General features: G+C 39.9%; 28 protein-coding genes. 24 read left to right on the top strand and 4 right to left on the bottom strand.

Translation table 11 applies throughout. The features are described from left to right. Positions 1-25: 25 nt before the first annotated feature. The 24 genes from V5739_RS04920 (at position 26) to V5739_RS04805 (ending at position 23,575) form a co-directional block, all read left to right on the top strand. Positions 26-811, top strand: coding sequence for a DUF6503 family protein (locus V5739_RS04920; protein WP_423819877.1), 786 nt, complete (start codon positions 26-28; stop codon positions 809-811). 18 nt (positions 812-829) lie between these two features. Next, positions 830-1,420 carry a DUF2911 domain-containing protein gene (locus V5739_RS04915; protein WP_189602862.1) on the top strand — a complete coding sequence of 197 codons (591 nt, stop codon included), beginning with the start codon at positions 830-832 and terminating at the stop codon, positions 1,418-1,420. Positions 1,421-1,454: 34 nt separating this feature from the next. Next, entirely contained in the window at positions 1,455-2,066 is a 612-nt protein-coding gene (locus V5739_RS04910; protein WP_229793615.1) for a helix-turn-helix domain-containing protein, read from the top strand. Between the two features lie 476 nt (positions 2,067-2,542). Further along, positions 2,543-2,938: an HYC_CC_PP family protein gene (locus V5739_RS04905; protein WP_189602863.1), complete on the top strand. Its 396-nt coding sequence runs from the start codon at positions 2,543-2,545 to the stop codon at positions 2,936-2,938. Between the two features lie 105 nt (positions 2,939-3,043). After that, positions 3,044-6,880, top strand: a complete 3,837-nt coding sequence (locus tag V5739_RS04900) for an efflux RND transporter permease subunit (protein WP_345599350.1) — start codon at positions 3,044-3,046, stop codon at positions 6,878-6,880. Next, a complete protein-coding gene (locus V5739_RS04895) occupies positions 6,880-8,172 on the top strand; it encodes a TolC family protein (RefSeq protein ID WP_345599349.1) in 1,293 nt (430 codons plus the stop codon). Before V5739_RS04900 ends, V5739_RS04895 begins: the two co-directional genes overlap by 1 nt. Then, positions 8,165-9,988: an efflux RND transporter periplasmic adaptor subunit gene (locus V5739_RS04890; RefSeq protein ID WP_345599348.1), complete on the top strand. Its 1,824-nt coding sequence runs from the start codon at positions 8,165-8,167 to the stop codon at positions 9,986-9,988. Before V5739_RS04895 ends, V5739_RS04890 begins: the two co-directional genes overlap by 8 nt. 50 nt (positions 9,989-10,038) lie before the next feature. Beyond that, a complete protein-coding gene (locus V5739_RS04885) occupies positions 10,039-10,578 on the top strand; it encodes a DUF3347 domain-containing protein (protein WP_265164196.1) in 540 nt (179 codons plus the stop codon). 83 nt (positions 10,579-10,661) lie between these two features. Next, positions 10,662-11,108: a hypothetical protein gene (locus V5739_RS04880; protein WP_423819876.1), complete on the top strand. Its 447-nt coding sequence runs from the start codon at positions 10,662-10,664 to the stop codon at positions 11,106-11,108. 436 nt (positions 11,109-11,544) lie between these two features. Continuing rightward, positions 11,545-11,865: a YHS domain-containing protein gene (locus V5739_RS04875; RefSeq protein ID WP_265164194.1), complete on the top strand. Its 321-nt coding sequence runs from the start codon at positions 11,545-11,547 to the stop codon at positions 11,863-11,865. A 146-nt stretch (positions 11,866-12,011) separates the two neighbouring features. Then, entirely contained in the window at positions 12,012-12,353 is a 342-nt protein-coding gene (locus V5739_RS04870; protein WP_345599346.1) for a hypothetical protein, read from the top strand. Between the two features lie 326 nt (positions 12,354-12,679). After that, positions 12,680-12,916: a hypothetical protein gene (locus V5739_RS04865; RefSeq protein WP_189602871.1), complete on the top strand. Its 237-nt coding sequence runs from the start codon at positions 12,680-12,682 to the stop codon at positions 12,914-12,916. Between the two features lie 96 nt (positions 12,917-13,012). After that, positions 13,013-13,132: an SHOCT domain-containing protein gene (locus tag V5739_RS04860; protein WP_423819875.1), complete on the top strand. Its 120-nt coding sequence runs from the start codon at positions 13,013-13,015 to the stop codon at positions 13,130-13,132. 17 nt (positions 13,133-13,149) lie between these two features. Next, positions 13,150-13,422, top strand: a complete 273-nt coding sequence (locus V5739_RS04855) for a DUF5676 family membrane protein (protein WP_189602873.1) — start codon at positions 13,150-13,152, stop codon at positions 13,420-13,422. A 165-nt stretch (positions 13,423-13,587) separates the two neighbouring features. Continuing rightward, positions 13,588-14,598 carry a type II glyceraldehyde-3-phosphate dehydrogenase gene (locus V5739_RS04850; protein WP_189602874.1) on the top strand — a complete coding sequence of 337 codons (1,011 nt, stop codon included), beginning with the start codon at positions 13,588-13,590 and terminating at the stop codon, positions 14,596-14,598. 27 nt (positions 14,599-14,625) lie between these two features. After that, the gene (locus V5739_RS04845) at positions 14,626-14,961 is read left to right on the top strand and encodes a P-II family nitrogen regulator (protein ID WP_189602875.1); all 336 of its coding nucleotides are present in this window, start codon (positions 14,626-14,628) and stop codon (positions 14,959-14,961) included. Between the two features lie 16 nt (positions 14,962-14,977). Then, complete coding sequence (locus V5739_RS04840; RefSeq protein WP_423819874.1) at positions 14,978-15,808, top strand: universal stress protein; 831 nt, start codon at positions 14,978-14,980, stop codon at positions 15,806-15,808. A gap of 2 nt (positions 15,809-15,810) precedes the next feature. Continuing rightward, positions 15,811-16,650, top strand: coding sequence for an ATP cone domain-containing protein (locus V5739_RS04835; protein ID WP_189602877.1), 840 nt, complete (start codon positions 15,811-15,813; stop codon positions 16,648-16,650). Positions 16,651-16,664: 14 nt separating this feature from the next. Beyond that, on the top strand, positions 16,665-18,041 hold the full coding sequence (locus tag V5739_RS04830) for an MBL fold metallo-hydrolase RNA specificity domain-containing protein (RefSeq protein ID WP_189602878.1): 1,377 nt from the start codon (positions 16,665-16,667) through the stop codon (positions 18,039-18,041). A 21-nt stretch (positions 18,042-18,062) separates the two neighbouring features. Further along, positions 18,063-19,565: a thymidine phosphorylase family protein gene (locus tag V5739_RS04825; RefSeq protein ID WP_189602879.1), complete on the top strand. Its 1,503-nt coding sequence runs from the start codon at positions 18,063-18,065 to the stop codon at positions 19,563-19,565. A 7-nt stretch (positions 19,566-19,572) separates the two neighbouring features. Beyond that, positions 19,573-20,466 carry a ribose-phosphate pyrophosphokinase gene (locus V5739_RS04820; protein ID WP_423819873.1) on the top strand — a complete coding sequence of 298 codons (894 nt, stop codon included), beginning with the start codon at positions 19,573-19,575 and terminating at the stop codon, positions 20,464-20,466. Continuing rightward, positions 20,463-21,107, top strand: coding sequence for a hypothetical protein (locus V5739_RS04815; RefSeq protein WP_189602881.1), 645 nt, complete (start codon positions 20,463-20,465; stop codon positions 21,105-21,107). Before V5739_RS04820 ends, V5739_RS04815 begins: the two co-directional genes overlap by 4 nt. A 6-nt stretch (positions 21,108-21,113) precedes the next feature. After that, positions 21,114-21,419 (top strand): phosphoribosylpyrophosphate synthetase, encoded by a 306-nt coding sequence (locus V5739_RS04810; RefSeq protein WP_189602882.1) that lies wholly within the window; start codon positions 21,114-21,116, stop codon positions 21,417-21,419. Between the two features lie 11 nt (positions 21,420-21,430). Continuing rightward, a complete protein-coding gene (locus V5739_RS04805; RefSeq protein WP_189602883.1) occupies positions 21,431-23,575 on the top strand; it encodes a copper-translocating P-type ATPase in 2,145 nt (714 codons plus the stop codon). Between the two features lie 154 nt (positions 23,576-23,729). On the opposite strand, the gene V5739_RS04800 is transcribed toward V5739_RS04805, so the two are convergent. The 4 genes from V5739_RS04800 to V5739_RS04785 all read right to left on the bottom strand — a co-directional run bounded on the left by V5739_RS04800 (position 23,730) and on the right by V5739_RS04785 (position 25,471). Beyond that, complete coding sequence (locus V5739_RS04800) at positions 23,730-24,005, bottom strand: hypothetical protein (protein ID WP_423819872.1); 276 nt, start codon at positions 24,003-24,005, stop codon at positions 23,730-23,732. Further along, a complete protein-coding gene (locus V5739_RS04795) occupies positions 24,002-24,361 on the bottom strand; it encodes a hypothetical protein (protein WP_423819871.1) in 360 nt (119 codons plus the stop codon). Before V5739_RS04795 ends, V5739_RS04800 begins: the two co-directional genes overlap by 4 nt. A gap of 91 nt (positions 24,362-24,452) precedes the next feature. Then, entirely contained in the window at positions 24,453-24,845 is a 393-nt protein-coding gene (locus tag V5739_RS04790) for a transmembrane 220 family protein (RefSeq protein ID WP_423819870.1), read from the bottom strand. Positions 24,846-24,955: 110 nt separating this feature from the next. Continuing rightward, on the bottom strand, positions 24,956-25,471 hold the full coding sequence (locus V5739_RS04785) for a DUF305 domain-containing protein (protein ID WP_345599340.1): 516 nt from the start codon (positions 25,469-25,471) through the stop codon (positions 24,956-24,958). Between the last annotated feature and the right edge of the window lie 206 nt (positions 25,472-25,677).

Here is a 25,677-nt window from a genome sequence, read left to right as displayed (position 1 = left end):
AGGGATCGAATTTAAGTACTTTAAAATGGGAGAAATTAAAATGAACACCTTTCACAAAAATACAGTTCTAACTGCTATACTGGTTTCAGTATTATCGCTGTCTTGTGGCACTTCCGAAAAAAAATCAGAAGGTGAGAAAATTATAGAGAAAAGCATTGAGGCCTCCGGTGGAGAAAACTATGTAAATGCTGAAATCGATTTCACTTTTAGGAACAGGAGATATAAGAGTAAACGCAATGGGGACATCTTCCGGTTGGAGCGTATTGTAAAGGATTCCGCCGGTAACACCACACATGATGTTCTAAGCAATGAGGGTCTGAAACGTTTTGTAAACAGCAAAGCTGCTACTGTTCCAGATTCGATGGTCACCCGGATAAGTGATGGGGTAAATTCTGTTCATTATTTTGTCCAGGTGCCTTTTGTGCTCAATTCGCCTGCGGCCAACAAAGAACTGTTGGGGGAAGGTGAGGTGGAAGGGGAGAACTATTACGAAGTTAAAGTTACCTTTCGTGAGGAAGGTGGAGGGACAGATTTTGAGGATGAGTTCTTATACTGGATCCACAAGGAAAATTTCACGGTAGATTATTTAGCTTATAGGTTTTTTACCAATGACGGGGGAATAAGGTTCAGGAAAGCGTTGAATCCCAGGGTGGTAGAAGGAATCAGGTTCGTAGATTACCAAAACTATAAAGCCAAAGAGTTTTCCACACCGTTACGTGATTTGGACTCCCTATATGAAGCAGGAAAACTGGAATTTTTCTCTGATATCCAAACTGAAAATATTAGCGTAAGCATTAATAAAAACAATTAATTAAACACAACATTTTCCATGAAAACCACAAAATATATTATTTACGTGCTGCTTGTATTATTTTCCACAAGTGGGATGCAGGCGCAACATGAAAACCACCAGGCCGAAAAGGTGACAACACAAAACAAAGAGGTGTTAAGTCCGCATACCAGTACCATGGCCATAATTGATGGGGCTCATATTCATATAGATTATTCTTCACCACGCGTGCGTGACAGGATAATTTTTGGCGGACTGGTAGGCTACAACACAGTTTGGCAGGCCGGAGCTCATAAAGCGACCTGGATAGAAACCAATAAGGATTTGGTAATTGGTGATGAAATATTGCCTGCCGGGAAGTATGCTTTTTTTACAGTTCCCGGTAAAGAAAATTGGAAAGTCATGTTCAATTCCCGTTGGGATCAGCATGGAAAGGATGAATATGATGAAAAAGAAAATGTAGTTGTTTTGGAAGTTCATTCTGAGACGCTGGAGAATGTCCAGGAGGCACTGACTTATGAAGTTCAAAAAATAGAAAATGATGAAGGAGTAATTTCTCTCACTTGGGAAAGAAAGAAAATTAGTATTCCTTTTCAAGTCAGTGCAGATGAACAAAGGATGAATGACTAAGTATAAAACCTAAAGAACTAACCAACCATCAACCATGAAAAAGGAAATTTTAATTGACAGGAATTCTATGAATATTGAAAATCATAGAGTTATTCAGATTAAAAATGTAGTTTGCCAGCGATGCAAAAGGAGCGTAAGAGAAATATTGACTACATTAAAAATTCCTTTCAAAAGAGTGTCTTTGGGAGAGGCAGAGTTGGAAAGGAGTCTCTCAGATTTTGAGTTCACATTGTTTCAGGAAGAGTTACGTAAAGTGGGATTTGAGCTCATTTTCGAAAAAAATGAACGCCTGGTGAACCAGATAAAATCAATAATCATTGCGCGGGTTTACAAGGAGGAAGATTTTGGGAAACAGAAGATTTCAGATCTATTGACCAGCCGTCTACACTACGACTATAGCCATCTTACCCATATTTTCACAAAACTTGAAGGGAAAAATATTCAGAAGTTTTATAGTGAAATAAAGATAGAAAGAATAAAGGAGTTATTGGAGTATAACGAGCTAACTGTTTTAGAGATTGCTCATGAAATGGGGTATAGCAGTGCTACCTACCTATCAACCCACTTTAAAAAAGCTACTGGTGTAACTCCTTCGGATTATAAAAATAAAGAAGAAAAACGTAAAACAGATCTCAATAGGTTCTGAGATAGTAAGGAATTGATCTTTTGTGAAAAGAAACATTACAATAAGTTTTTTGTTGAAAGCCATGGGAAAATAGAAGGTTTGGCCGCCTATATTGTCTCAATTTTTAGATACTGGTAATTTAGGTAAAGTAAATATTCTCTTTTCTAAACGTCATATGATTCTTCTATATTTTATAATCTTTTCATGACCATTTTTCGTAGTCTTTACTGTTAAATAATTACAAACCCTTAATAGTGAATGTTTTTTCTGTTATATTAAAAGTGCTTTTGAACCTTTTGAGCTATCTTTATTCTGGATAAGGAAAATGCGTCCTATGTTTAGAATTCTGAGAGAAAAGGGAAAATATGACTTTGATCATATTTGAAAAAAGAGCAATTAATTATTTTTGTTATTGAATTATTAAAATGCTCCAAATATAATTTCAGCCTTATTTCAGTGGTAATTAGCTAATGAATAGAGGAAATTAGAAGAGTGTTATGAAAGCCTTCCTATTAAAAATATCATCTTTGGTCCTGGCATTTTTAATGTTCCTATCGACAATGTCCTTTACTGTGAATAAACACTTTTGCGGTGATTTTCTTGTGGACCAATCAGTCTTTTTTGAAGCTGATACCTGCGGAATGGAACATGATTCCGGAGTAGCTGATGAGAAAGGTTGTTCTGACGATTCTATAGCTATTGATGGTCAGAAAGATTTGAAGATATCCTTTTATGATCTCAACTTTGATCAGCAAGTATTTCTTGTAAGTTTTGCTTATTCATTTAACGGGCTTTTTGAAGAACTGCCTGCGAAAGATATTCCTTTTGTCAAGTATATACCTCCCTTAATCGTTCAGGAAATCCACATATTGAACGAGACCTTCTTAATTTGATTCTGAATTAATATTTAGGCTCTGGTGCTTTACCGCCGGAGCAGAGTTTTTTTGATGTTGCAAACGTGCAGCTTCAAAAGAGTATTAATTCAGAATTAAAACCAAATGCTTAATAAAACTATAAAGTTCTTTTTAGAGAACAAATTGGTGACCGCTTTACTTACGGTTGCCTTAATGGCCTGGGGAGTAGCTACAGCACCGTTTAACTGGGACTTAGACTGGATGCCAAGGGATCCGGTGCCAGTGGATGCCATACCAGACATTGGTGAAAACCAACAAATCGTCTATACCGAATGGATGGGGAAATCTCCTCAGGACATCGAGGACCAAATAACCTATCCCCTTACTACTTCACTCTTGGGAGTGCCAGGCGTAAAAACTATTCGAAGTAGTTCCCTTTTTGGTCTTTCAAGCATCTATATAATTTTTGAAGAGGATGTGGAATTTTACTGGAGCCGCTCGAGAATTCTTGAGAAGTTAAATTCTCTGCCCGCCGGAACACTCCCAGCAGACGTCCAGCCCGCCCTGGGTCCTGATGCTACAGCATTGGGACAGGTGTTTTGGTACACTCTGGAGGGAAGAGACCCAAAAACCGGTGAGCCAACCGGGGGGTGGGATCCTCAGGAGCTTCGTACTATTCAGGATTTTTATGTCAAGTACTCTTTATCTGCTGCCGAAGGTGTATCTGAAGTAGCTTCAATAGGAGGATTTGTCAAGGAGTATCAGGTGGAAATTGATCCTACCGCGATGAAAAGCTACGGCGTAAATGTCAAACAAATAATGGAGGCTGTGCGTGAAAGTAACCTGGATGTAGGAGCACGCACCATTGAGTTTAACCGGGCAGAATATCTGGTTCGTGGATTGGGCTATATAGAAAGCCTGGAGGATCTCGAAGAAGCTGTTGTTGCTGTCAATGAGAATACTCCTATTCGCCTCAAAGATGTGGCCAGGATACAGATGGGGCCAGCTACCAGGCGCGGCGGGCTGGACAAAGGGGGCGCGGAGGCAACAGGAGCGGTGGTTGTCGCAAGATATGGCTCGAACCCTCTCGCAGTTATTGATAATGTAAAAAAGGAAATAGAGAATATTGCTCCCGGATTGCCAAGTAAGACGCTGGCAGACGGAACTGTCTCCAAAGTTACAATCGTGCCTTTTTACGATCGCTCCGGATTAATTTATGAGACTTTAGGAACTCTGGAGGAAGCACTTATCCTGGAGATCTTGATTAGCATTATAGTGGTCATAGTACTCGTTCTAAATTTAAGGGCAGCTATTATGATTTCAGGTCTACTTCCTATTGGGGTACTCATGACATTTATAGTCATGCAGTATGCAGGAGTAGATGCCAATATCGTGGCCCTTTCCGGGATTGCCATTGCTATTGGAGTCATGCTTGACGTTGGAGTGATCTTCACAGAGAACATACTGCGACATCTTGAATTACCTGATAATAAAGGTCGTCCTATATTGCCCGTCATCTACGAAGGAACGGTTGAAATTGCCTCAGCCGTGTTAACTGCACTGGCAACAACGGTCATTAGTTTTATTCCCGTTTTTGCTATGACAGGACAGGAAGGAAAGTTATTTGGACCACTTGCCTTCACAAAAACCTTTGCCCTTATTGCTGCGATGTTTGTGGGACTCGTTGTGATCCCCGCCTTGGCGCATGGACTCTTTTCCATGAACTTTGGGAAAAAGAGAACCCGGAGAATTTGGAATTTTGCCCTTATTGCTTTAGGAGTTTTACTGTTGTTTAAGGTAGCCTGGGTAGGAATCATGTTTATAGCTCTGGGACTGAACAATCTTCTCGAGCCGCGATGGCCCGAGAAAAAGCGAAAATACCCAACCTATATCAACATTGGAATTGTACTAGTTGGGGTCCTGTATTTCTTAAACAGAGAGTGGTTGCCACTTGGTGCAGATCAATCTGAATTTACAAATTTAATTTTTGTAGGAGGGATTATATCGATAGTGCTGGGATTATTAATGGCGATGGTAAAATATTACCAACCCATCCTAAGATGGGCTTTGGAAAATAAATGGAAATTTCTATCGCTGCCAATTATGATAATTCTCTTTGGGCTTTTTTCCTGGCAGGGTTTTGATAAGATATTCAGTCCTGTTGCTACAGGTTTCGATAAACTTGGATATAACGTAAGGCAAACTGAGGTTTGGCTGGGAATAAGTGAGACCTTCCCGGGTGCGGGGGAAGAATTTATGCCCCCATTAGAAGAAGGATCTTTCTTATTGATGCCCACAACTATGCCTCACTCCGGTGTAGAGGAAAATGTTGAAACCATTCGGATTCTTGACAGGAGAGTAACTGCAATTCCCGAGGTCGATATGACGGTGGGAAAATGGGGTCGGGCTTCGACAGCATTGGATCCTGCGCCAATTTCAATGTTCGAGAATGTTATAAATTATAAATCTGAATATGTACTGGATCAGAATGGACGTCGTAAACGATTTGAAGTGAACGATGAGGATCAATACGTTTTAAAGAACGGGGAAGTTTTTGATCCTGAAACCATGGAAAGAGAGGATTTGGATGTTTCTCAATTGATAGGTGATCCCGGGGGTGAATACTTCCGACAATGGCGTGACCATATTAAATCACCTGACGATATTTGGGATGAGATAGTAGGAACCACCAGCTTGCCGGGAGTGACTTCTGCACCTAAACTGCAACCAATTGCAACTCGGTTAATCATGCTATCTACCGGAATGAGGGCCCCCATGGGGATGAAAATTTTTGGACCAGATCTCGAGACTATTGAAGAAGTTGGGTTACAAATGGAGAATATTCTTCGGGAGGTACCTGGAGTAAAAGCCCCATCTGTTTTTGCCGACAGAGTTGTGGGAAAACCATACATGGAGCTGGAAATCGACAGGCGCGCCATTGCACGATACGGACTTTCAATAGGTGATGTTCAGCGAATCATTAGTGCTGCTGTGGGTGGAATGTCTATGACTACTACAGTAGAAGGTCGGGAAAGGTATGGGGTCAGGCTAAGATATGCCCGGGAATTCAGGGATAACCCTGAAGATGTTAAGAGCATCCTGGTACCAACCCCAACCGGAGTTCAAATCCCCTTAGGAGATTTAGTAGAAGTACAATATGTACAGGGCCCTCAGGTCATAAAGAGTGAGGATACCTTCCTGCTCTCTTATGTGATTTTTGATAAAGAGGCTGATGTTGCAGAGGTAGATGTAGTAGAAAATGCACAAGCTCTGATCAATGAGAAAATTGAATCAGGAGAATTTGTAGTACCTCCCGGAGTGAGCTACAAGTTTGCAGGGAACTACGAAAATCAATTAAGGGCTGCAAAAACTTTGTCTATTGTTATTCCTATTAGCTTGTTAGCTATTTTTCTGCTGCTTTACTTCCAGTTTGGCAACTTTCAGACCACATTAATGGCCTTTTCAGGTGTCTTCGTGGCATTGTCGGGAGGGTTTATCCTGCTCTGGTTGTATAACCAGACGTGGTTCCTAAATTTCAATCTTCTTGGAGAAAATATGCGGGAGGTCTTTCAAATAGGGCCTATAAACTTAAGTGTTGCTGTCTGGGTAGGTTTTATTGCCCTTTTTGGGGTGGCAACAGACGACGGCGTACTTATGGGAACCTATCTAAAGCAGGTTTTTGCTGAAGAAAAGACGACGGACAAAAATTCCATTCGAAGAGCTGTTGTAATGGCAGGGAGCAAAAGGGTAAGACCCGCTGTAATGACCACTGCAACTACTCTCATTGCTTTAATGCCAATTTTAACATCCACAGGGAAGGGGTCTGATATTATGATCCCTATGGCCATCCCGACATTTGGAGGAATGTTGTTCCAGACAATAACTATGTTCGTAGTTCCCGTCCTATACAGTATGTGGCAAGAGAAGAAATGGTCAAATCCTAAATTACAGGAGCAACAAATAAATGAATTAGACAAGTAATGAAAAAAAATATCATAAATATAGGCGCTTTAATCATGTTTTTTCTCGCTTTGTGGACGAATAACTCCCACGCCCAGGAAGAAGAAATAGGAATCGGGTATTTAGATAAATATCTGGTACTGGCTGCTGAAAACAATCCGCAGATAAGATCCCTCTACAAGGAATATCTCGCTGCGCTGGAAAAAGTAGTTCAGGAAGGAACATTACCAGATCCACAGATAAGTTTTGGCTATTTCATCCAACCAGTAGAAACCCGTGTTGGAGCTCAACAGGCTACAGCTTCCTTTAGCCAAATGTTCCCCTGGTTTGGGACCCTTGATGCCCAGGAGCGGGTCGCGGCTGAAAGAGCGCAGGCACGGCTACAGCTTTTTGAAGATGCGAAACTGGAACTTTTTAGGGATGTGAAAATTACCTATACAGAGTTGTATTACCTTGAAATGGCGATACAAGTAACAGAAGAGAACCTGGCGCTGCTTAGTTCCTTTAAGAGCATCGCTGAGGTGCAGTTCGAAAGCGGGAAAACGGGTTTTTCTTCTGTTCTACAAGTTGAACTGGAAGAGGAAGAGTTGGAAAGCAGACTAGCATATTTAAAGGACAGCAGGATTCCCCTGCTTACAGAGTTCGAGGAGTTACTAAATGAAGAACTACAAGAGCCTCTTGGGTTCCCTGACAGTCTTTGGGAGGAACAGCTTCTAAATGAAAAGAGTATACTTCTGGAAATGATCTTAGCTGAGAACCCTCGCCTGGAACAACTCGAACATCAGGCGAGGAGTTTCGAAGAGCAGCTCACTGTAGCCAAAAAAATGGGTTTACCATCTTTTACTCTTGGGGGGACCTATACCAATATTGCTTCAAGAACAGATTTAGACCCGGCTATGGCACTGCCAGACAATGGTCAGGACGCATTTATTTTTCCACAAGTAGGAATACGGGTGCCGCTTTACAGAAATAAGTATAAAGCCATGCGCCAGGAAGCTATTCTGCAGCAAGAGGCAGTGCAGTTGAAAAAGGAAAACCTGGAGAATGAATTGGAGACAAAGCTTGAGCAGTTGTATCGCGATTACGTGGACGCAGTACGAAACGTTGAACTCTACAATCGGTTGACAACAATTGCCAAACAATCACTGGAGCTTTACCAGACAGAACTATCTACAGGTAGAAACAATGTTTTGGAAATAATTCGAATGGAACGCCAACTTTTAAACTACGGTTTGGAACTGGCAAGGGCCAAAACAGAACGAAATAACAATGTGTATAGAATAAACTACTTAATAGGAGAAGGTTATGAATAAAATAAATAAAAAAATGATATACGTTGGGCTGGGCTTTTTAGCAGCAGGCCTACTCTTGGGGTGGCTTTTTTTTGGTGGAACATCAGAAAGTTCAGCCACCACCGAAAATCAGCTGGAGGAAGCACATGCTCATGAGGAAGGAGAATCAGAAATCTGGACTTGTTCAATGCATCCACAGATTAGACAGGAGGAACCGGGAAATTGTCCTATATGCGGTATGGAATTAATACCCGTGAAAGCGTCTGCAGCTGTCAATGACTCTGAGATACAAATGAGTGAAGCCGCAGCCAGAATTGCCGATATTCAAACCGTGACTGTAAAGGCAGGCTCACCTACTAAAGAGGTATATCTTACGGGGAGGGTGACCGCAGATGAGCGCAATGTTTCGGCTGTGACTGCACGTTTTCCGGGACGTATTGAGAAGTTATTTGTGAACTTCACGGGACAAGAAGTAAGAAGAGGAGAAAGGTTAGCCTCTATCTATTCCCCGGAGTTAGTACAGGCACAAAAGGAACTCCTGGAGGCTTTACGGTTTAAAGAGACTAATCCTTCTTTTTTAGAAGCTGCGGTAAGGAAATTAAAACAGTGGGATTTAACAGATACGCAAATCCAGAATATTAAGGAGAATGGAAAGGTGCAATATAATTTTGATATTTATTCTACACAGTCTGGAACCGTTACCAGTAGAAATGTAAGTGAAGGAGATTATGTGGGCGAAGGTCAGCCGCTTTTTGATATCGCTAATTTAAATAAAGTATGGGTCCTTTATGATGCCTATGAAAGCGATCTTGCATGGATCAAAGAAGGAGATAAAGTTACTTTTTCTGTACCCTCGATGCCTGGACAATCCTTTTCCAGTACTGTTACTTTTATTGATCCTGTTATTAACCCCCAAACGAGGGTAGCTTTGGTGCGAACTGAAGTAGATAATCCTAAAGGAAAACTCAAACCGGATATGTTTGCTCAGGGAGTAATTAACAGTGAGTTGGATAATTTAGAAAACGCTCTCGTTATACCAAAATCTTCCATCCTGTGGACCGGTAAAAGAGCCATTGTCTACTTAAGGAGGCCCGAGTTTGAAGAGCCCACCTTCGAGTTTAGGGAAGTAGTTCTAGGACCCGAGGCAGGGGACTTGTATGTGGTCACTAAAGGCTTGGAAGCAGGTGATGAAGTTGTGGCCAATGGCGTATTTAAGGTAGATGCTGCCGCGCAACTGCAAGGGAAACGGAGCATGATGAGCCCGGAAGGTGGTCCTGCCATGACAGGACACAATCATGGTGGAATGGAAATGGAAGAGGGTAACGACATGCCGGAGCAAACAAAAACTTCAAAATTTGTTCAGGAAGATGTGATGGACATGAGCAAAGATGTCCCCAAAGCTTTCAAAAACCAACTTAATGAAGTAATCGAAGCCTATCTGGAACTTAAAGAAGGGCTGGTAAGGGCTAATATAGATGAGACACAGGAATCGAGTACTGAGCTATTGGCTGCTCTTGATAAACTTGATGGCAATTCCCTTTCTGGTCATGCCAAGAATTTCTGGGAAGAAAAAAAGGCTTTCTTATTCAAACACACGAGGTTGTGTAAGGAGGCTACTACAATAGAAGGGAAACGTGAAAACTTTATTTTCCTTTCACAGCCACTAATAAAGATTGTCGAGGCTTTTGGAGCTAACCAGAAGTTGTATGTGAACTTTTGCCCTATGGCCAATAACAACAAAGGTGCCTACTGGCTAAGTAACAGCGAAGAAATTAGGAACCCGTTTTTTGGAGAAGCTATGCTTACCTGCGGTGAAGTGAAATCCGTAATAAACTAAGAATTAAGTAATAAATGAAAATCAAATATGAATATCTAAAATTAAAAACTATGAAAACTTTAAAAGTAAAAACTGCAGTAGTACTGCTATTAGCCGTTAGTCTGGGTTATAGCCAGGAGAAGAAAATGATGCACCACGATCACGAAAATATGGAGTCGGGTGAGATGAAAATGATGGACAGTAAAATCCCAAAATTTAATAACGAAAAAATAACTACAGCTTATGAAGACTATTTAACCCTTAAAGCCGCAATACTCAAGTCTGATCAAGAACTGGCAAAGAAGGAAGCAGAGCAACTTCTCAACTCTATTGCAAAGTTAGAAGGGACCGATGGATTACAGAAAGTCGCAACAAAGTTGGCTGCTAATCGTAATCTGGAATCGCAAAAGGCTGCATTTTCGGATTTTTCCAGTGAATTTGCTGATTTTCTAAAGGGCAAAGTTGCGGAAAACCAATTGTATTTTGCGCGCTGTCCAATGGCTAATAATAACTCAGGAGGTTTTTGGCTAAGCCACGAAGAGGCAATTCAAAATCCATTTTTTGGGGGAAAAATGCTGAAGTGTGGTAGTATACAAGAAACAATAAAATAAAAAAGACCTGCGTAAGTGGACTGGTGGTTGTGCCCTACTCCCCCCTCATGACTAATCCGGTCCATAAAGCAGGCACAACAAATATGAAAGCTAAAATAAAAATTTTCGCATTTGCGATAATAGGTATAGGGTTTCTTTCCGGTTGTAATACGGGAGAGAAAGAAAAAGTGCAAAATACGCAAACAGAGGTTAATTCAGTAGCAGAAAGTGCTGTGAAAGCAGAGCATAATTATAAAATTGGAGATCAGGTACCCAATGACCTGGTATGTATGGTTAACGATGCTTACATGGCCAAAGCTCAGATTCCAATAGGTGTAAATGGTAAGATCTACTATGGCTGTTGTAATATGTGCGTTGAAACCCTTAACGAAAAAGAAACGGCTCGCTTGGCTGTTGATCCTATAACCGGCGAGGCAGTTGACAAATCTGAAGCTTTTATCGTCTTGCTAAACAAAAATGGCACAGTAGCCTATTACAAATCGGAAGCTACGTACAAAAGAGCTTTGGAAGCAGGAAAAGTTAAAAGTTAGATAAGAGATTAAGCCCTGCATATATGGGCCGGTAAATTAACCGTACCCCTCCCCCACATTATTTACCGGCCCATTGGCAGGCACGATGCGTGAATTACCGGAGTTTTATTATAGTTCAATTCCGGTGGAATATTTAAAACTAGAAACTGTCTAGAATCATAAGTGCCGTAAAAATCTTTCATGAGATCTTACAGGGAACAAAGGAGAAAATCAAGTAAGAAAACGAAAAAGAAAGAGCGGCATCGTTCCAAGGCCAAAAAGAGTGATAAATTTCTGGCAATATGTGCTTTTGTAATACTCTTTCTTCTAGCTCTATCCATGGCATTTTTGAGAGACTGGTACTTGTAGTGGTTGAATAAAAAAATTAAAAAAAATCAAAAAAATGAAATCGATTTTTGCGAGCACCCTCAGAAAAAGAAATTTTCTAATCATACTCTTGATTTGGATTACCGCCCTGCTCACCTTCACCTCTTGTAGCAGCAGCCGTATAGATTTAGCTCAAGGTCAACACGTGGATCCTGTATGTGGGATAGTCGTTAGCGAGCAAAGTGCTATAAACTACAATTATATGGAAAACACGTATTATTTTGATTCCGAACAATGCCTGACAGTATTCAGAAAAAATCCGGAAAAGTTCCAGAACACTCAACAGAAAAGAAGGTCTACAAACGGTATGCACATGGGCTGGGCACCCATAAGCGGGATTGTAATGGTGCTGGGAATGACTGCAGCTATGATTGTCGGAATAAGTCATTAACATACAAAGGTTACACAGTAAATATTTTAAAGACATAATTGGAATTTCAACTTTAGAAAGAATATAAACATGACCTAAAATGGTAGTAGTAACCAGATGGTCATTTTGTAAAATAGAAGTTGACAGCTAAGAAAAAATAAAAAGATGTGTCCTACATTTTCATGAAGATCATCAAAAAAATAGTAGCCATGCAAAACTCGAAACTGGAATATCACGGTTTAAGAAAAGAAGAAGAGGGACTCCGGGAAGCCCTTTGTACCCTTGGCAATGGCTATTTCGCCACTAGGGGAGCAGCAGAAGAATCAGAAGCTGATGGCACTCATTACCCGGGCACCTACCTGGCAGGTGGTTACAACAGGCTTAAATCACAAATAGCAGGAAAGACCATTGAAAATGAAGATCTGGTTAATTGGCCTAACTGGCTGCACTTAAGCTTCAGGCTGGAAGGAGATAAGGACTGGTTCCAGTTAGAAAAAAACAGGTCTTGAATTATGTTCAGGAACTTGATATCTCTGCAGGAATCCTGAGGAGGGAGATGCATTTCATCGATGAACAATAGCCTCTGGATGAAGTTGAATCCGACATCAAGATTCAATTTAAGAAACAATCTATTACAGTTTCCGATAAATCAACTAAAGTAATTGAGTATCAGTAAAACTAAAGGTAAACAGATGAAAACACAAAAACTTCACAGGTAGAAAAAAATATTGAATTTTCAACATGAGTGAGCATTATCATATTTAAAAAATAACCTTTAAGTTAACTTATTGATATACTATCTAAAAAAATTGTTTAATCATTAAAATAAATTAAAATGAAAAATCACTGGTTATGGATGATCATCGGATGTGTTTTACCTCTTTTGCTCATCTTTTTGGCCCCATCAATTGGATTGGGTGGTGATGTCTGGCTTTTCACATTTATCATCATAATGTTTGCCATACATCTAATGATGCCTATGCGGCATGGAGATCATACTCACGGGTTAACCGATGAGAATTTAAAGAAAAAAAGCAAAGATCAAGTAACAAACCAACATCAAAAAAAATAAAGACATGCACAATTATGATGGATTTTTTGGAATGCACCTCATCTGGTGGTTCATCTGGATAGTTTTTCTTATCTGGGTTTTCATGATACCAACACAATGGGGAAAAAAACAAGAAGAGAAGAACCACTGGACATCCTAAGAAAGCGATTTGCACGTGGCGAAATTTCGAAGGAACAGTTCGAAGAACAAAAGAAGCTATTAGAATCGGATAAATAATTTTAAAATCTGAAAATATGTATCGATTAAACATAAAAAAATTTGGTTTGGCACTCGGTCTTACCGGAGCTCTCCTTTATGTGGGGTGTGTACTGGTGATGGCCACAGTGGGGCGGGAAGGAACAGTAAAGTTCTTTAACAGTCTTTTACACGGACTGGACACAAGTAGTATAATAAGAATGGATGTGCCTGTACTGGAGGTGTTCTTTGGAATTATCCAGGTTTTCATCTTAAGCTGGCTAATCGGTGCTTGTGTAGCGGCATTTTATAATGCTCAAGTAAAAGGTTAAAGGATACTGCTGCATTTAATGCTTTTGTAATTAAGGATCTACTTGAAATACACTTTTAATCGAGATAAGCCACTCGCCTGGTACATCCAAAGCATAATCAGGTTACTTTAAACACGAAAGTAATGTGAAACAAAGGAACAAGATCAAATTAAAAAATTGGAAGTCATGAAAAAAATAGCAGTAGTAGGTTATGGAGTCATCGGCAAAAGAGTTGCCGATGCCATTGACAAACAACATGATATGGAGTTAACCGGCATTTGTGATATCATAAGTGACTGGCGCATAGAAAATGCGGTAAGAAAAAACTACAATATTTACAGCGCGACACAAGAAGCAGAAAAGGAAATGAAAAACGCCGGATTCTCCGTTAAAGGCGGAATGACAGAGCTTTTAGATCAGGTGGACCTGGTTGTGGATTGCACCCCTAAAAAAGTTGCCGCAAAAAACGTAGAACGATACAAAAGTCAAGGTAAAAAATTTATTGTACAAGGAGGTGAAAAGCATGAAACTGCGGGCCATTCCTTCAGTGCCGAAAACAATTACCAAACCGCTCTAAACATAGATGCTACGCGGGTGGTTTCGTGCAACACCACCTCCATTTTAAGAACTCTTACGGCTCTAAAAAGGGCAAATCTGTTACAAAGTGCCCGCGGTACTCTTTTACGAAGAGCAACAGATCCCTGGGAAAGCCATATGGGGGGAATCATGAATACAATGGTTCCTGAAAAAGATATTCCCAGTCATCAGGGTCCCGATGCTCAAAGTGTAGATCCCGAACTGGATGTTATTACTGCTGCAGTAAAAGTACCTGAAACCCTGAGCCATATGCACTACTGGAATGTGCGACTGACAAAAAAGGCCTCAAAAGATGAAGTTTTAAATGCTTTTAAAACGTCGACAAGAATTAAGATGATTCGGTACGAGCAGGGTTTGGTTTCAAACAATACTATAAAAGAAATGTTCCTGGATATGGGAAGACCCTGGGGGGACATGTACGAAGTTGCACTTTGGGAGGATATGTTGAAAGTACAGGGAGACGAACTCTTCTATGCCTATGTGGTAGACAACCAGGCTATTGTAATCCCCGAAACTATTGATGCGATAAGAGCACTCACAGGTATCATAGAAGATGGGCACGTATCCATACTTAAAACCAACCGCACGTTAGGAATATGATTTATCAATAACAATAAATAAGAGGTTATGAAAGAAATAAAAGCATTCATACGGCCAAATAAAATTAAGGAGGTGATTTCTTCCTTGAGGAGAGAGGGCCATTGCTGTTTAACAGTCTTTGAGGGAGAAGGAACCGGCGATTACACAGATCCTGGAGAAGATTGGCCTTCCCTCAAACTACCATTCCTCCACAGCAAGATCTATAAACTGGAAATCGTCTGTGAGGACAGTAAAGTGGCGGCTATTTGTGACATCGTTCGTCAAAATGGCAAAACAGGAAAAAGTGGTGATGGTCTCATATATGTTTCTGATGTCCAGGATATATTTAAGATAAAAAATACCAAAAACGATAATGTGAAATAACTAATGATTTTAAATTATGAACAATATACTTGTACCTACCAATTTTTCTGAAAATTGTCAAAAAGCAGAGGAGCTGGGGCTCAAAATGGCTAAATTTTACAATTCGGAAATCCATTTCTTCCATTACGTAAAAACCCCGGTTGACTGGGTTCGACTGGACAAACAGAAGGAAGATCTATACCCCGAAACAAAATTAAAGATTGGCAGCGCGAAGGCAGATTTGAGAGAATTAGAAAAAAAAGCAGAGGGCCTTGGACTTAAATGCAGAACCTTTTTGGAATATAATGGTGAAATAAGCAACATCCTAAGCCACTGCGGTCATTTTGAACATGATTTTATAGTTACCGGTAGTAGTGGCACAAAAGGAGGAATTCGTGAATTACTGGGAAGCAATGTAGAAGAAATAGTGAGAAAAGCCGAGGTGCCTGTCATCGTAGTTAAAGATAAGGATGTTTCTTTTCCTTTTAAAGACATTTTGTTTGTCTCAGATTTTAAAGAAGATGTGACAGAAGAATTTCAACACGTAAAATCACTTGCTGAAAAATGTGATGCACGTATCCATTTATTAAAGGTGAATACTACAACAGATTATAATAGTATTGAAAATAGTCTGCAACCTATAAAAGATTTCCTTGAAAATTTCCCAGGGCTCACAACTTACTCAATGAATGTCTATAACGAATCGGGTGTAGAGGAAGGAATAAATGATTTTTTGATCTACAAAAATGTGGATCTTATTGCCATGTGTACGCACGGGCGCACGGGATTTTTAAGTCTCTTCTCCAGTAGCACCGTTGAAAAGGTAACCAACCATTCTGAATTGCCCGTTATGACAATTAAAATGTGACTATGAAAAGATCAGTCCTGGTTAAAAAGTCTTCGGGTGAGTATGAGGATTTCCAAATTGAAAAACTCATCAATTCCCTTAGGCGGGCGGGAGCAAATGAGGTTATTGTTAAGGATATAGCTCATAAGGTGTATGAACAGCTTGAAGAAGGGATGACCACTAAAAGGATCTATGAGGCAGCGTTTAAAATGCTTAAGGCAAAATCGAGAGTAAGTGCCTTTAAATACAAGCTTAAAAAGGCATTGATGGAATTAGGCCCTTCTGGCTTCCCATTTGAAAAGTTGGTAGGCAAATTATTGGCACACGAAGGATTTGAAACAAAGGTTGGTGTGATTGTACAAGGCAATTGCGTTCAGCATGAAGTGGATGTGATAGCGCAAAAAGGTGAAAAACATTATATGATTGAATGTAAATACCATAGTGATCAAGGCAGGTTTTGCAATGTAAAAATTCCTTTGTACATCCATTCCCGTTTTTTAGATGTGGAAAAACAGTGGAGACGTAAAAAGGGTCACCAGAACAAAATCCACAAAGGAGGTTTATATACCAATACACGTTTTACATCTGATGCCATAAACTATGGCAATTGTGTTGGCCTGCTAATGACCAGTTGGGATTATCCAAAGGAGAGTGGACTCAAAGATAGAATTGACCAGGCGGGATTGCACCCCTTAACAGCCTTAACAAGTTTAACGAAAGCTGAGAAAACAAAATTATTGGATGAAGGCATTGTTCTCTGTAAAGAACTCCACGAAAGTCCGAACTTGTTGGATAAAGTAGGGATTCCCAACTCCCGACACAAAAGAATTCTGGAAGATTCACTTGAACTATGCAAAATCTAATCCTAGAACAACCGATGAAAACTAATCAAATAAACATTCACTTTTTGGGGGCAGCAGGTACAGTAACCGGCTCAAAATATTTAGTGGATACAGGAGATAAAAAGATACTCATAGACTGCGGACTTTTTCAAGGGCTAAAGGAATTACGCCTTAAAAACTGGGAGTACCCACCTGTTAATGTTGCAAATATTGATGCTGTTTTGCTCACCCACGGCCATATGGACCATACAGGTTATCTGCCGAGGTTGGTGAAACAAGGCTTCAATGGTTCCATCTATGGTACGAATCCTACTTTGGACATTGCAAAAATCATATTGAACGATAGTGCAAAAATTCAGGAACAGGAAGCAGAACGTGCCAATAAAGAAGGCTATTCCAAACACAGTCTCGCAGAACCGCTTTACGATTTAAAGGATGTAGAAAAAACCATTCCGCATTTTAAGGGCATTCCACAAGCACAATGGATTCCGTTATTTGATGGTATCAGGGCTCGGTTCCAGTACAGCGGGCATATTCTGGGTGCAACTTATATTGAGTTGGATATTTATGGAAAACGCTTTGTCTTCTCTGGAGACATTGGTAGAACCAATGATTTATTGCTCTATCCACCCCTTAAACCAAAAAAAGCGGATATACTTTTCGTTGAATCCACTTACGGAGGAAGGTTTCATCCTGATGAAGTAGAAGCGCTTCCAAAAATCGAAAAATTAATCAACGATACCATCAATAGAGGTGGCAGCTTATTTATTCCCAGTTTTTCGGTAGAGCGTGCCCAACTAATGATGCTTATCTTTTGGAAATTACTCAAGGAGAACAAAATCCCTAAAGTTCAAATGATTATGGATAGCCCAATGGGTGCCAACGTATTGGAACTGTTTCATAGAACTCGGGATTGGCACAGATTGGAAGACAACGAATGTGACGAAATGTGTTCACATTTTACACTTGTTAGCAGTTATCGCGAAACAATGGAATTAAGAACTGATAACAGACCAAAAATTGTAATTGCAGGGAGTGGAATGCTCACAGGCGGAAGAATGCTCAACTATCTTGAAACACAGGCACAAAATCCAAATAACACCTTGCTTTTTGTAGGCTATCAAGCTGAAGGCACACGTGGTAGAAAGCTGTTGGAAGGTGAGAAAGAACTAAAAGTCTATGGAATATGGGTGCCTTTCAATATGCAGGTCGCTGAAATTGAAGGTCTCTCGGCACACGCAGACCACGCAGAACTTATAGAATGGATGGGCGACATTAAAAATAAGCCCGAACGTATATTCATTGTCCACGGTGAAAAAGAAAGTGCAGAAGCATTACAAAAAGGTATCAAGGAAACCTATGGATGGAATACAGAAATTCCGCAATTATACACCATCGAAGAAATAGAATAAATCCCAGCAATCAATAAAATAATGGACCCACACTCAAACATACTAAAATATAAACATCTCGGGATTTACACCCAAAACGAATATGTAGTGTATATGCGTGAGGATTGCCACGTCTGTAGTTCTGAAGGGTTTGTAGCACTAACAAGGATCAGGATATCAAATGCAACCACCTCAATCGTCGCAAGCTTGAACGTTTTGAGTTCCGGCCTTCTTTTACCAAATGAAATAGGCCTTTCGGATGCTGCAGCAAAAAAACTGAATGTTTCCCAAAATGAAATGCTGTATGTTTCCCATTTGGAGCCTATTGAATCGTTAAGCCACGTAAGAGCTAAAATCTATAATCAAAAACTGGATTTTAAAGCCTATAACAACATCATCAACGATATCGTAGAAGGCAATTATTCTAACATTCACCTATCGGCATTTATTACAGCCTGTGCGGGCGACCGAATGGATATTGATGAGATATGCGACCTTACTAAAGCAATGATAGCTTCAGGAAGACAGTTGGACTGGAGTAAAGATATTGTGGTCGATAAACATTGTATTGGTGGTTTACCAGGCAATAGAACAACCCCATTGGTAGTAGCTATTGTTGCCGCTTATGGACTTACAATGCCTAAAACTTCGTCACGTGCCATCACTTCACCAGCTGGTACAGCAGATACGATGGAAGTATTGACCAATGTAACGCTCTCTTCCGAAGAAATAAAAGCTGTAGTCGAAAAAGAAGGAGGATGTTTTGTCTGGGGAGGTACAGCGCAATTAAGTCCTGCCGACGATGTGCTCATTAAAGTTGAAAAAGCTTTGGATATCGATAGTGAAGGTCAGCTCATCGCTTCTGTACTTTCTAAAAAAGCGGCGGCAGGTTCTACTCACGTTGTCATTGATATTCCAATTGGTGAAACCGCCAAGGTTCGCAGTACTGAAATGGCTCTAAAATTAAAAAATCATATGGAAACCGTTGGCACTGCTGTTGGGTTGAAGGCAAAAGCTGTGGTTACTGATGGAACGCAGCCTGTTGGAAGGGGTATCGGTCCCACTTTAGAAGCTATTGATATATTAAAAGTTTTGAAAAATGAAGCTGATGCACCTAAAGACCTAACAGAAAGAGCATTGCTTTTAGCCGCTGAACTATTTGAGCTTTCTGGAAAAGAAGAAAAAGGAAAGGGACTGGAAACAGCACGTCAAATTCTCAAATCTGGAAAAGCTTATGAAAAATTTGTGGCCATTTGCAAAGCACAAGGACGCTTTTCAAAACCTGTTTTAGCACCTCATAAGATGGAAATTACAGCCGAAAGATCCGGAATTTTAAAAAGAATTGATAACCGAAAAATAGCGAAGCTCGCAAAGCTTTCAGGAGCACCTCAATCTATTTCGGCAGGAATTCTATTAAATATCCATTTGGGAGAACAAATAGAAAAGAATCAATTGCTATATACTTTATATGCTGAATCCAAAGGCGAACTTAACTATGCATTGGAATATAAAAATAACCATAACGACATCATAACCATAATTTAAACGTGCTATGAAAACAATATTATTTAGCCTTCCCGGAAATGAAAAACTTACAGAGCTTTTAGCAAAAAAAATGGATGCTGAAATAGGGAAAGCCAACGTGCGTAAATTCCCTGACGGGGAGTCATACACGCGTATATTATCTGATGTTAAAGATAAATGTGTGGTACTAGTATGCACCTTGCACGAACCGGACGAGAAACTGCTGCCTCTATATTTTTTAAGCCACACAGCCAAATCCTTGGGAGCAATGTGCACCTGCTTGGTAGCACCCTATTTGGCGTATATGCGTCAGGACAAAGTATTTAATGAAGGTGAAGGAGTGAATTCCGGTTTTTTTGGAAAATTGATTTCAGGTTTTGCCGATAGCATTATCACAGTTGACCCTCATTTGCATAGAATTAGTTCTTTGGGAGAAGTGTATCAAATTCCAAATAAAGTAATTCACGCTGCTGATGCCATTTCAGAATGGATCAAGAAATACATCAAAAACCCGGTACTTATCGGGCCCGATTTGGAAAGTGAACAATGGGTTTCCGAAGTCGCTAAAAATGCTGGCGCACCTTTTACGGTATTACAGAAAGTACGTCACGGCGACCGTGACGTGGAAGTCTCTGTTCCTGATATGGATAAGTACAAGAATGCCACACCCATTTTGGTAGATGATATTATTTCCACCGCGCGAACAATGATTGAAACCGTACAACATCTGAAAAAAGCAGGAATGAAACCTCCTATCTGCGTAGGCATTCACGCCGTTTTTTCAGGAAATGCCTATCAAGATTTATTGGATTCCGGAGTAGAAAAGATAGTTACCTGCAATACCATTCCGCATCCATCCAATGGCATAAATTTAAGCAATATTATTACAAAAGAGGTAAAGAAATTAATGCACCATATATGAGAAAACAAGGATTTATAGTACTATTTATCTTATTCAGCATCACAATGACTGGACAAACGGAAATGCTTATAGGGCAGATTTCAGGCAGAGTGGTCATTCGTGAGAATTTTGATGAAAAAGGTGCTTTTCTCAATAAACAAATATTTGAAGCGGGTGAAACAATAAAGAAAAATGGATATTATGAAATTGAGGTAGTTACAGAATTGTTGGATAAAGACAAAAAATTGACCGATAAATACACCACGACCTATCTCTGTAAGCCTGATGAAGCCAGTATTATAATAATGGCTTTGCCGTTTTCCAACCCAAAATCAAGGCAGACCAAGGTTAATACCACCTCTGAAAAATTTAAAAGGCTTTACGATTTGGACAACCTTGAAAATATAGAATTGGAAATGACTTTTGATTCGGGACTGCTCGATTTTTTTGGTTCCAAAAGTATTATAAAGATATATGACCGAAAGTTCAATGACAACAAAAAAACTATTAATTCAAAGATCAATATTAAGACCTATGCGTGGGGGATTCGCATTAAGCAACTAAATTATACTGTTAACGAGAAATTAAATGGACAAGGTCTATTGAACTTTCAAGAATTTATCGAAGAAGACAACAGTTATTTTACAATGACTTATAAATAAAAGAAAATGAATAATTATGACACCCTTTCAGAAGCTGTGAATGGCCTCCAGGCCAGAGGTTACAAATATGATTTTAATTTAAAGCCTCACTGTCTTGAGTGCCCCTCTTTAAAGCTGGAGATACACCCACAGGATTTTTTGGTCAATGAAGTATATAGATTTGAAGGAATGAGCAGTACAGATGACAACAGTATATTATTTGCTATCTCTTCCCGTTATGGGGTCAGGGGGATTTTGGTAGATGCATACGGTATCTATTCAGAAAATATTTCGGAAACAATGCGAACCAAACTAAGACAAATTAACCAGTAAATTCAGGAATTATGGAACATCACGACGAACACAAGGAGGAGTCAAAGAATTCAGCGAAGCGGGAAGCAAGAAAAGAAGAAGCTAACTTAAAGGATGACCTTGCTGAAAAAACAAAACATGGGCACAATAAGGCGATGGACCGGGACATGATGGATCATGACAGGGGGAAACATGACGATGATGAACCCGCTCATGGCCATGCAGGTCATGATCACCATAAAATGATGATTGAAGATTTTAAGAAGCGTTTTTGGGTAACTCTTGTTTTAACTATCCCAATCCTCTTTCTGTCGCCAATGATCCAGGATTTCTTTGGGTACAAATATCTTCTACCAGGAAATAAGTACATCCTTTTTGCCCTCTCGACTGTTGTTTACTTCTATGGAGGCTGGCCATTTTTGAAAGGCTTTTGGTCTGAAGTGAAAAAAGCTGCCCCAGGGATGATGACCCTCATTTCTATGGCAATTACAGTGGCTTATCTCTACAGTTCTGCCACGGTCTTTGGTCTCGAGGGTGTTGACTTTTTCTGGGAACTCGCTACGCTTATTGCTATTATGCTGGTAGGGCATTGGATTGAAATGAAATCTGTTTTGGGTGCTTCCAAAGCTTTACAGCTTTTGGTGAGTATGATGCCTGCGGAAGCGCATCGGGTAAACGGAGATCAGATTGAAGATGTAAAGCTGGATACGCTAAAAAAAGGAGATATAATTCTTGTTAAACCTGGTGAAAAAGTGCCTGCAGATGCTATAATCGTAGAGGGTGAAAGCTACCTGAATGAGTCGATGCTTACCGGGGAATCAAAACCGGTAAAGAAAAGTACAGATCAAAAAATAATTGGTGGATCTATTAACGGCAATGGATCCTTAAAGGCTAAAGTCGAACATACCGGGAAGGATAGCTATCTCAATAAGGTGATCACTATGGTGGAGGAAGCGCAAAAATCCAAATCCAAAATGCAAAACCTTTCCGACAGGGCCGCAAAATGGTTGACCTACATAGCATTGGGTATTGGTTTTGGCACTCTTGCGGTTTGGTTGATCTTAGGCTTTCCTTTTGTGTACGCACTTGAGAGAATGGTGACGGTTATGGTCATTGCCTGCCCCCATGCGCTAGGACTGGCAATTCCACTTGTAGTCGCAATTTCTACAGCAGTATCTGCCCAAAATGGACTGTTAATTCGTAACCGAACGGCTTTTGAAGAATCCCGAAAAATTACCGCCTTACTTTTTGATAAAACCGGAACCCTTACTAAAGGGGACTTCGGCGTCACCCGTATCGAATCTGTGAATGATAAATTCTCCAAGGAAGAGATTCTAAGGCTTTCCAGCGCGTTAGAACAGAGCTCTGAACACCCTATTGCTGTTGGGATCATCAAAAAAGTAAAAGATGATAAAGTCCCTATTCCAAAACCAGAAAACTTTAATGCCATTACCGGCAAAGGAGTCGAGGCCACTGTAGAGGGAAAAGAGGTGAAAGTAGTAAGTCCTGGATACTTGCGGGATGAAAATATCAACATCCCCGAAGATGCCTATAGCGATGCAGCCGAAACTGTGGTTTTTGTATTGATCAACGGTGAATTAGCCGGGTATATCGCGCTTGCCGATGAGATTAGACCCGAGTCTGCAGACGCCATCAGGATATTTAAAGAGAACAATATTAAAGTTTTTATGGCAACAGGGGATAATGAGAGGACCGCTAAAGCAGTTAGTGACAAACTCGGTCTGGATGGATATTATGCAGAAGTCTTACCCCATCAAAAAGTGGAAATAGTTAAAGAATTGGAAAGTAAGGGAGAATTTGTGGCCATGACCGGTGACGGGGTTAATGATGCGCCGGCTTTGGCTCAGGCGAACGTTGGTATTGCAGTAGGTTCGGGAACAGATGTGGCTGCAGAAACTGCCGATATCATCCTGGTCAACAGTAATCCTCAGGATATTGCCAATCTAATCCTTTTTGGAAAAGCTACTTATGATAAGATGATTCAGAACCTGGTATGGGCAACGGGTTATAACGTTGTAGCCATTCCATTAGCTGCCGGAGTACTTTATTCCACAGGTTTTGTGTTAGGACCTGCCGTTGGGGCCGTGTTTATGAGTTTGAGTACAGTTATTGTTGCAATTAATGCGCAGTTACTGAAGAAAAAGATTGGAAAATAGGAGAAAAAGTTCTTGGAAAATTTCATTTAATTTTCATGAAAAATTGTGCAATGGAGACACTTGCAAAGGCTAAAATATTTCTTTCTCACTGATTAGAATTATAAAGGGAAATCAAGGGTCCAATTTTTACTTTGAAAAATAATATGTTTAGTTTTTAATGATATGTTTTGAAATAATTAAACCCGATTAAAATTAGGATCCTCATAAAGAAGGGCAGAAGCCATTTTTGAAATTTGTCCAGCCCGTTATTTTCCAGGAGACCGGCTGCAGCTTTTGCCGACAATCTCAAGCCGATGCCAAAGGGTGTCTCAGGTGCCAATTTTTCCTTTAAAGGCAGGATATACTTCTTAAGCTGAGTGAAAGTGGTTGCCCAGTCTTCCCCGGGATGCACATTGGTACAGTAGGTAAGATGATAGTTTTTGTATTTCAAGATGCACCAATTTTTTGATCTTCCTTCTCAAGAAAAAGGATGGATTCCTTCATTTTATCCTGATCTATTTGATGTACCTCTTTCCCCTTGCCAATTTCTTCAAGTGCCGCCTGCTCTGAATCAAGATTCTCCGGATGCCAATTCTTTTTCAGCGTTTGCGCCTTAAAGGTTTCTTCAGGCCCAATATTCAGATCTTTTCGGGTAATTTTTCGAGGAACCTTAGAAAAAGCTAATACCAGATCCCTCTCATTTCCTTGAGATCTGAACTTTTTTTCTTCCTCCTCAAGCCATTTTACTTCTTCTGAAGAACAAACCTCAGCGATCCAATCTAGCAGTAGTTTTTGTGGCTGTTTCATTGTGATTAAATTTTTGGTTGCAGTTCGATGTGCCAATGCCTTTTTAATATAAGAAATCTAATCTTCATCCTCTGTTGTATTTATCTTAATTTCAGCTATAGGAAGAGGTAGAGCCTTTTCTCTGTTTTCGAAAGATCAGGTTTAATAAAAGGGCAAAACTGAGAATAAGAAGCCCGAAAAATTCCCGGGTGGCTTCAATCCATGGTTTTTCATCTGACATTGATCCGGTGATATTTTCTGCAGAATGCAAGCTGAACCAGGTGTAGACGCCGTTATGAATAAAAAACAAATACACAGCGTAAGAAACGAAAACGGCCAGGCCTGCATAATGTAAAATCCTACTATCCTTCCGGAAAATCGCCAGGGTATAGATCAGTGCACCGTAGCCATATATTGACATCCATAAAAGTGGATCCGGGTCGTTGTGTTGTATAGCGGCAGAAACAAGAAAAATTACTGCAAAAAATCCATTGGCTATTTTCACGAAAAGTTGGTTTTGAACATTAGTCAGCTTCGCCCCAAAAGGTGCTGGAGGTTCTCATTTAAAGTTATAAACGTGATTTAAGAAGATTAGCCGATTTAGCAAGAATTTAGTTATTCATATAGATCTATGGTCTCTTTCTCGACCGTACCTTCAAAATCTGGAACCGGACGTTCCTTTTTTTCTTCCTCTGTTTCTACTATGCCGTTTTCTCTTATGTCATTTATTAGCCATTGCATTTCCATGATCTCCCTACGCTGCGCCTTAATGATTTTATCTGCAAGCTCCCTTACCCTAACATCTTCTATTTGAGAACGTTCGCTGGTTAAAATTGCGATTGAATGGTGAGGTATCATGCCTTCCATGTAATCTGTATCTGAAACAGTTACCTGGCTTCGTACCAGCCATATCGAACCACCTATTAGTAAAACTCCGAAAGCAAGAGTGAGCATATTAGCTTTTTTGTTTTTGTACATGTTGAGCATATACAATAACATAATAATGATCATTGCCCCTCCCATGATCATTGTCATAAACAATCTGGTTTCACTATACCAAAAATGATCTATAATTTGGTAAGAATGTACATACATCAGAAAGAACATGGCAATCATTGAAGTTGCTATCATTAAAAAAAACTTTATGTAAGGCTTTTTGTTGTTTTGATTATTTTCCATTTTTAGATTATTTGGTTAGAAGTTATTTCTGATTTAAGCTTAATTTGATTGAGTATTAAACGCTTTTACAAATTAAATAGCTTGAAAATTTAATTACATAAAAATTGTGTTAAATGTAATTTTTGTCTTTGGGAGTGATTTTCAGGATGATTTCTTTA

The sequence above is a fragment of the Salinimicrobium sp. TIG7-5_MAKvit genome, assembly GCF_049569215.1.
Classification (GTDB): domain Bacteria; phylum Bacteroidota; class Bacteroidia; order Flavobacteriales; family Flavobacteriaceae; genus Salinimicrobium; species Salinimicrobium profundisediminis.
Note: the sequence above shows the minus strand (reverse complement) of the source record. Positions and strands in the feature narration are given on the sequence as shown.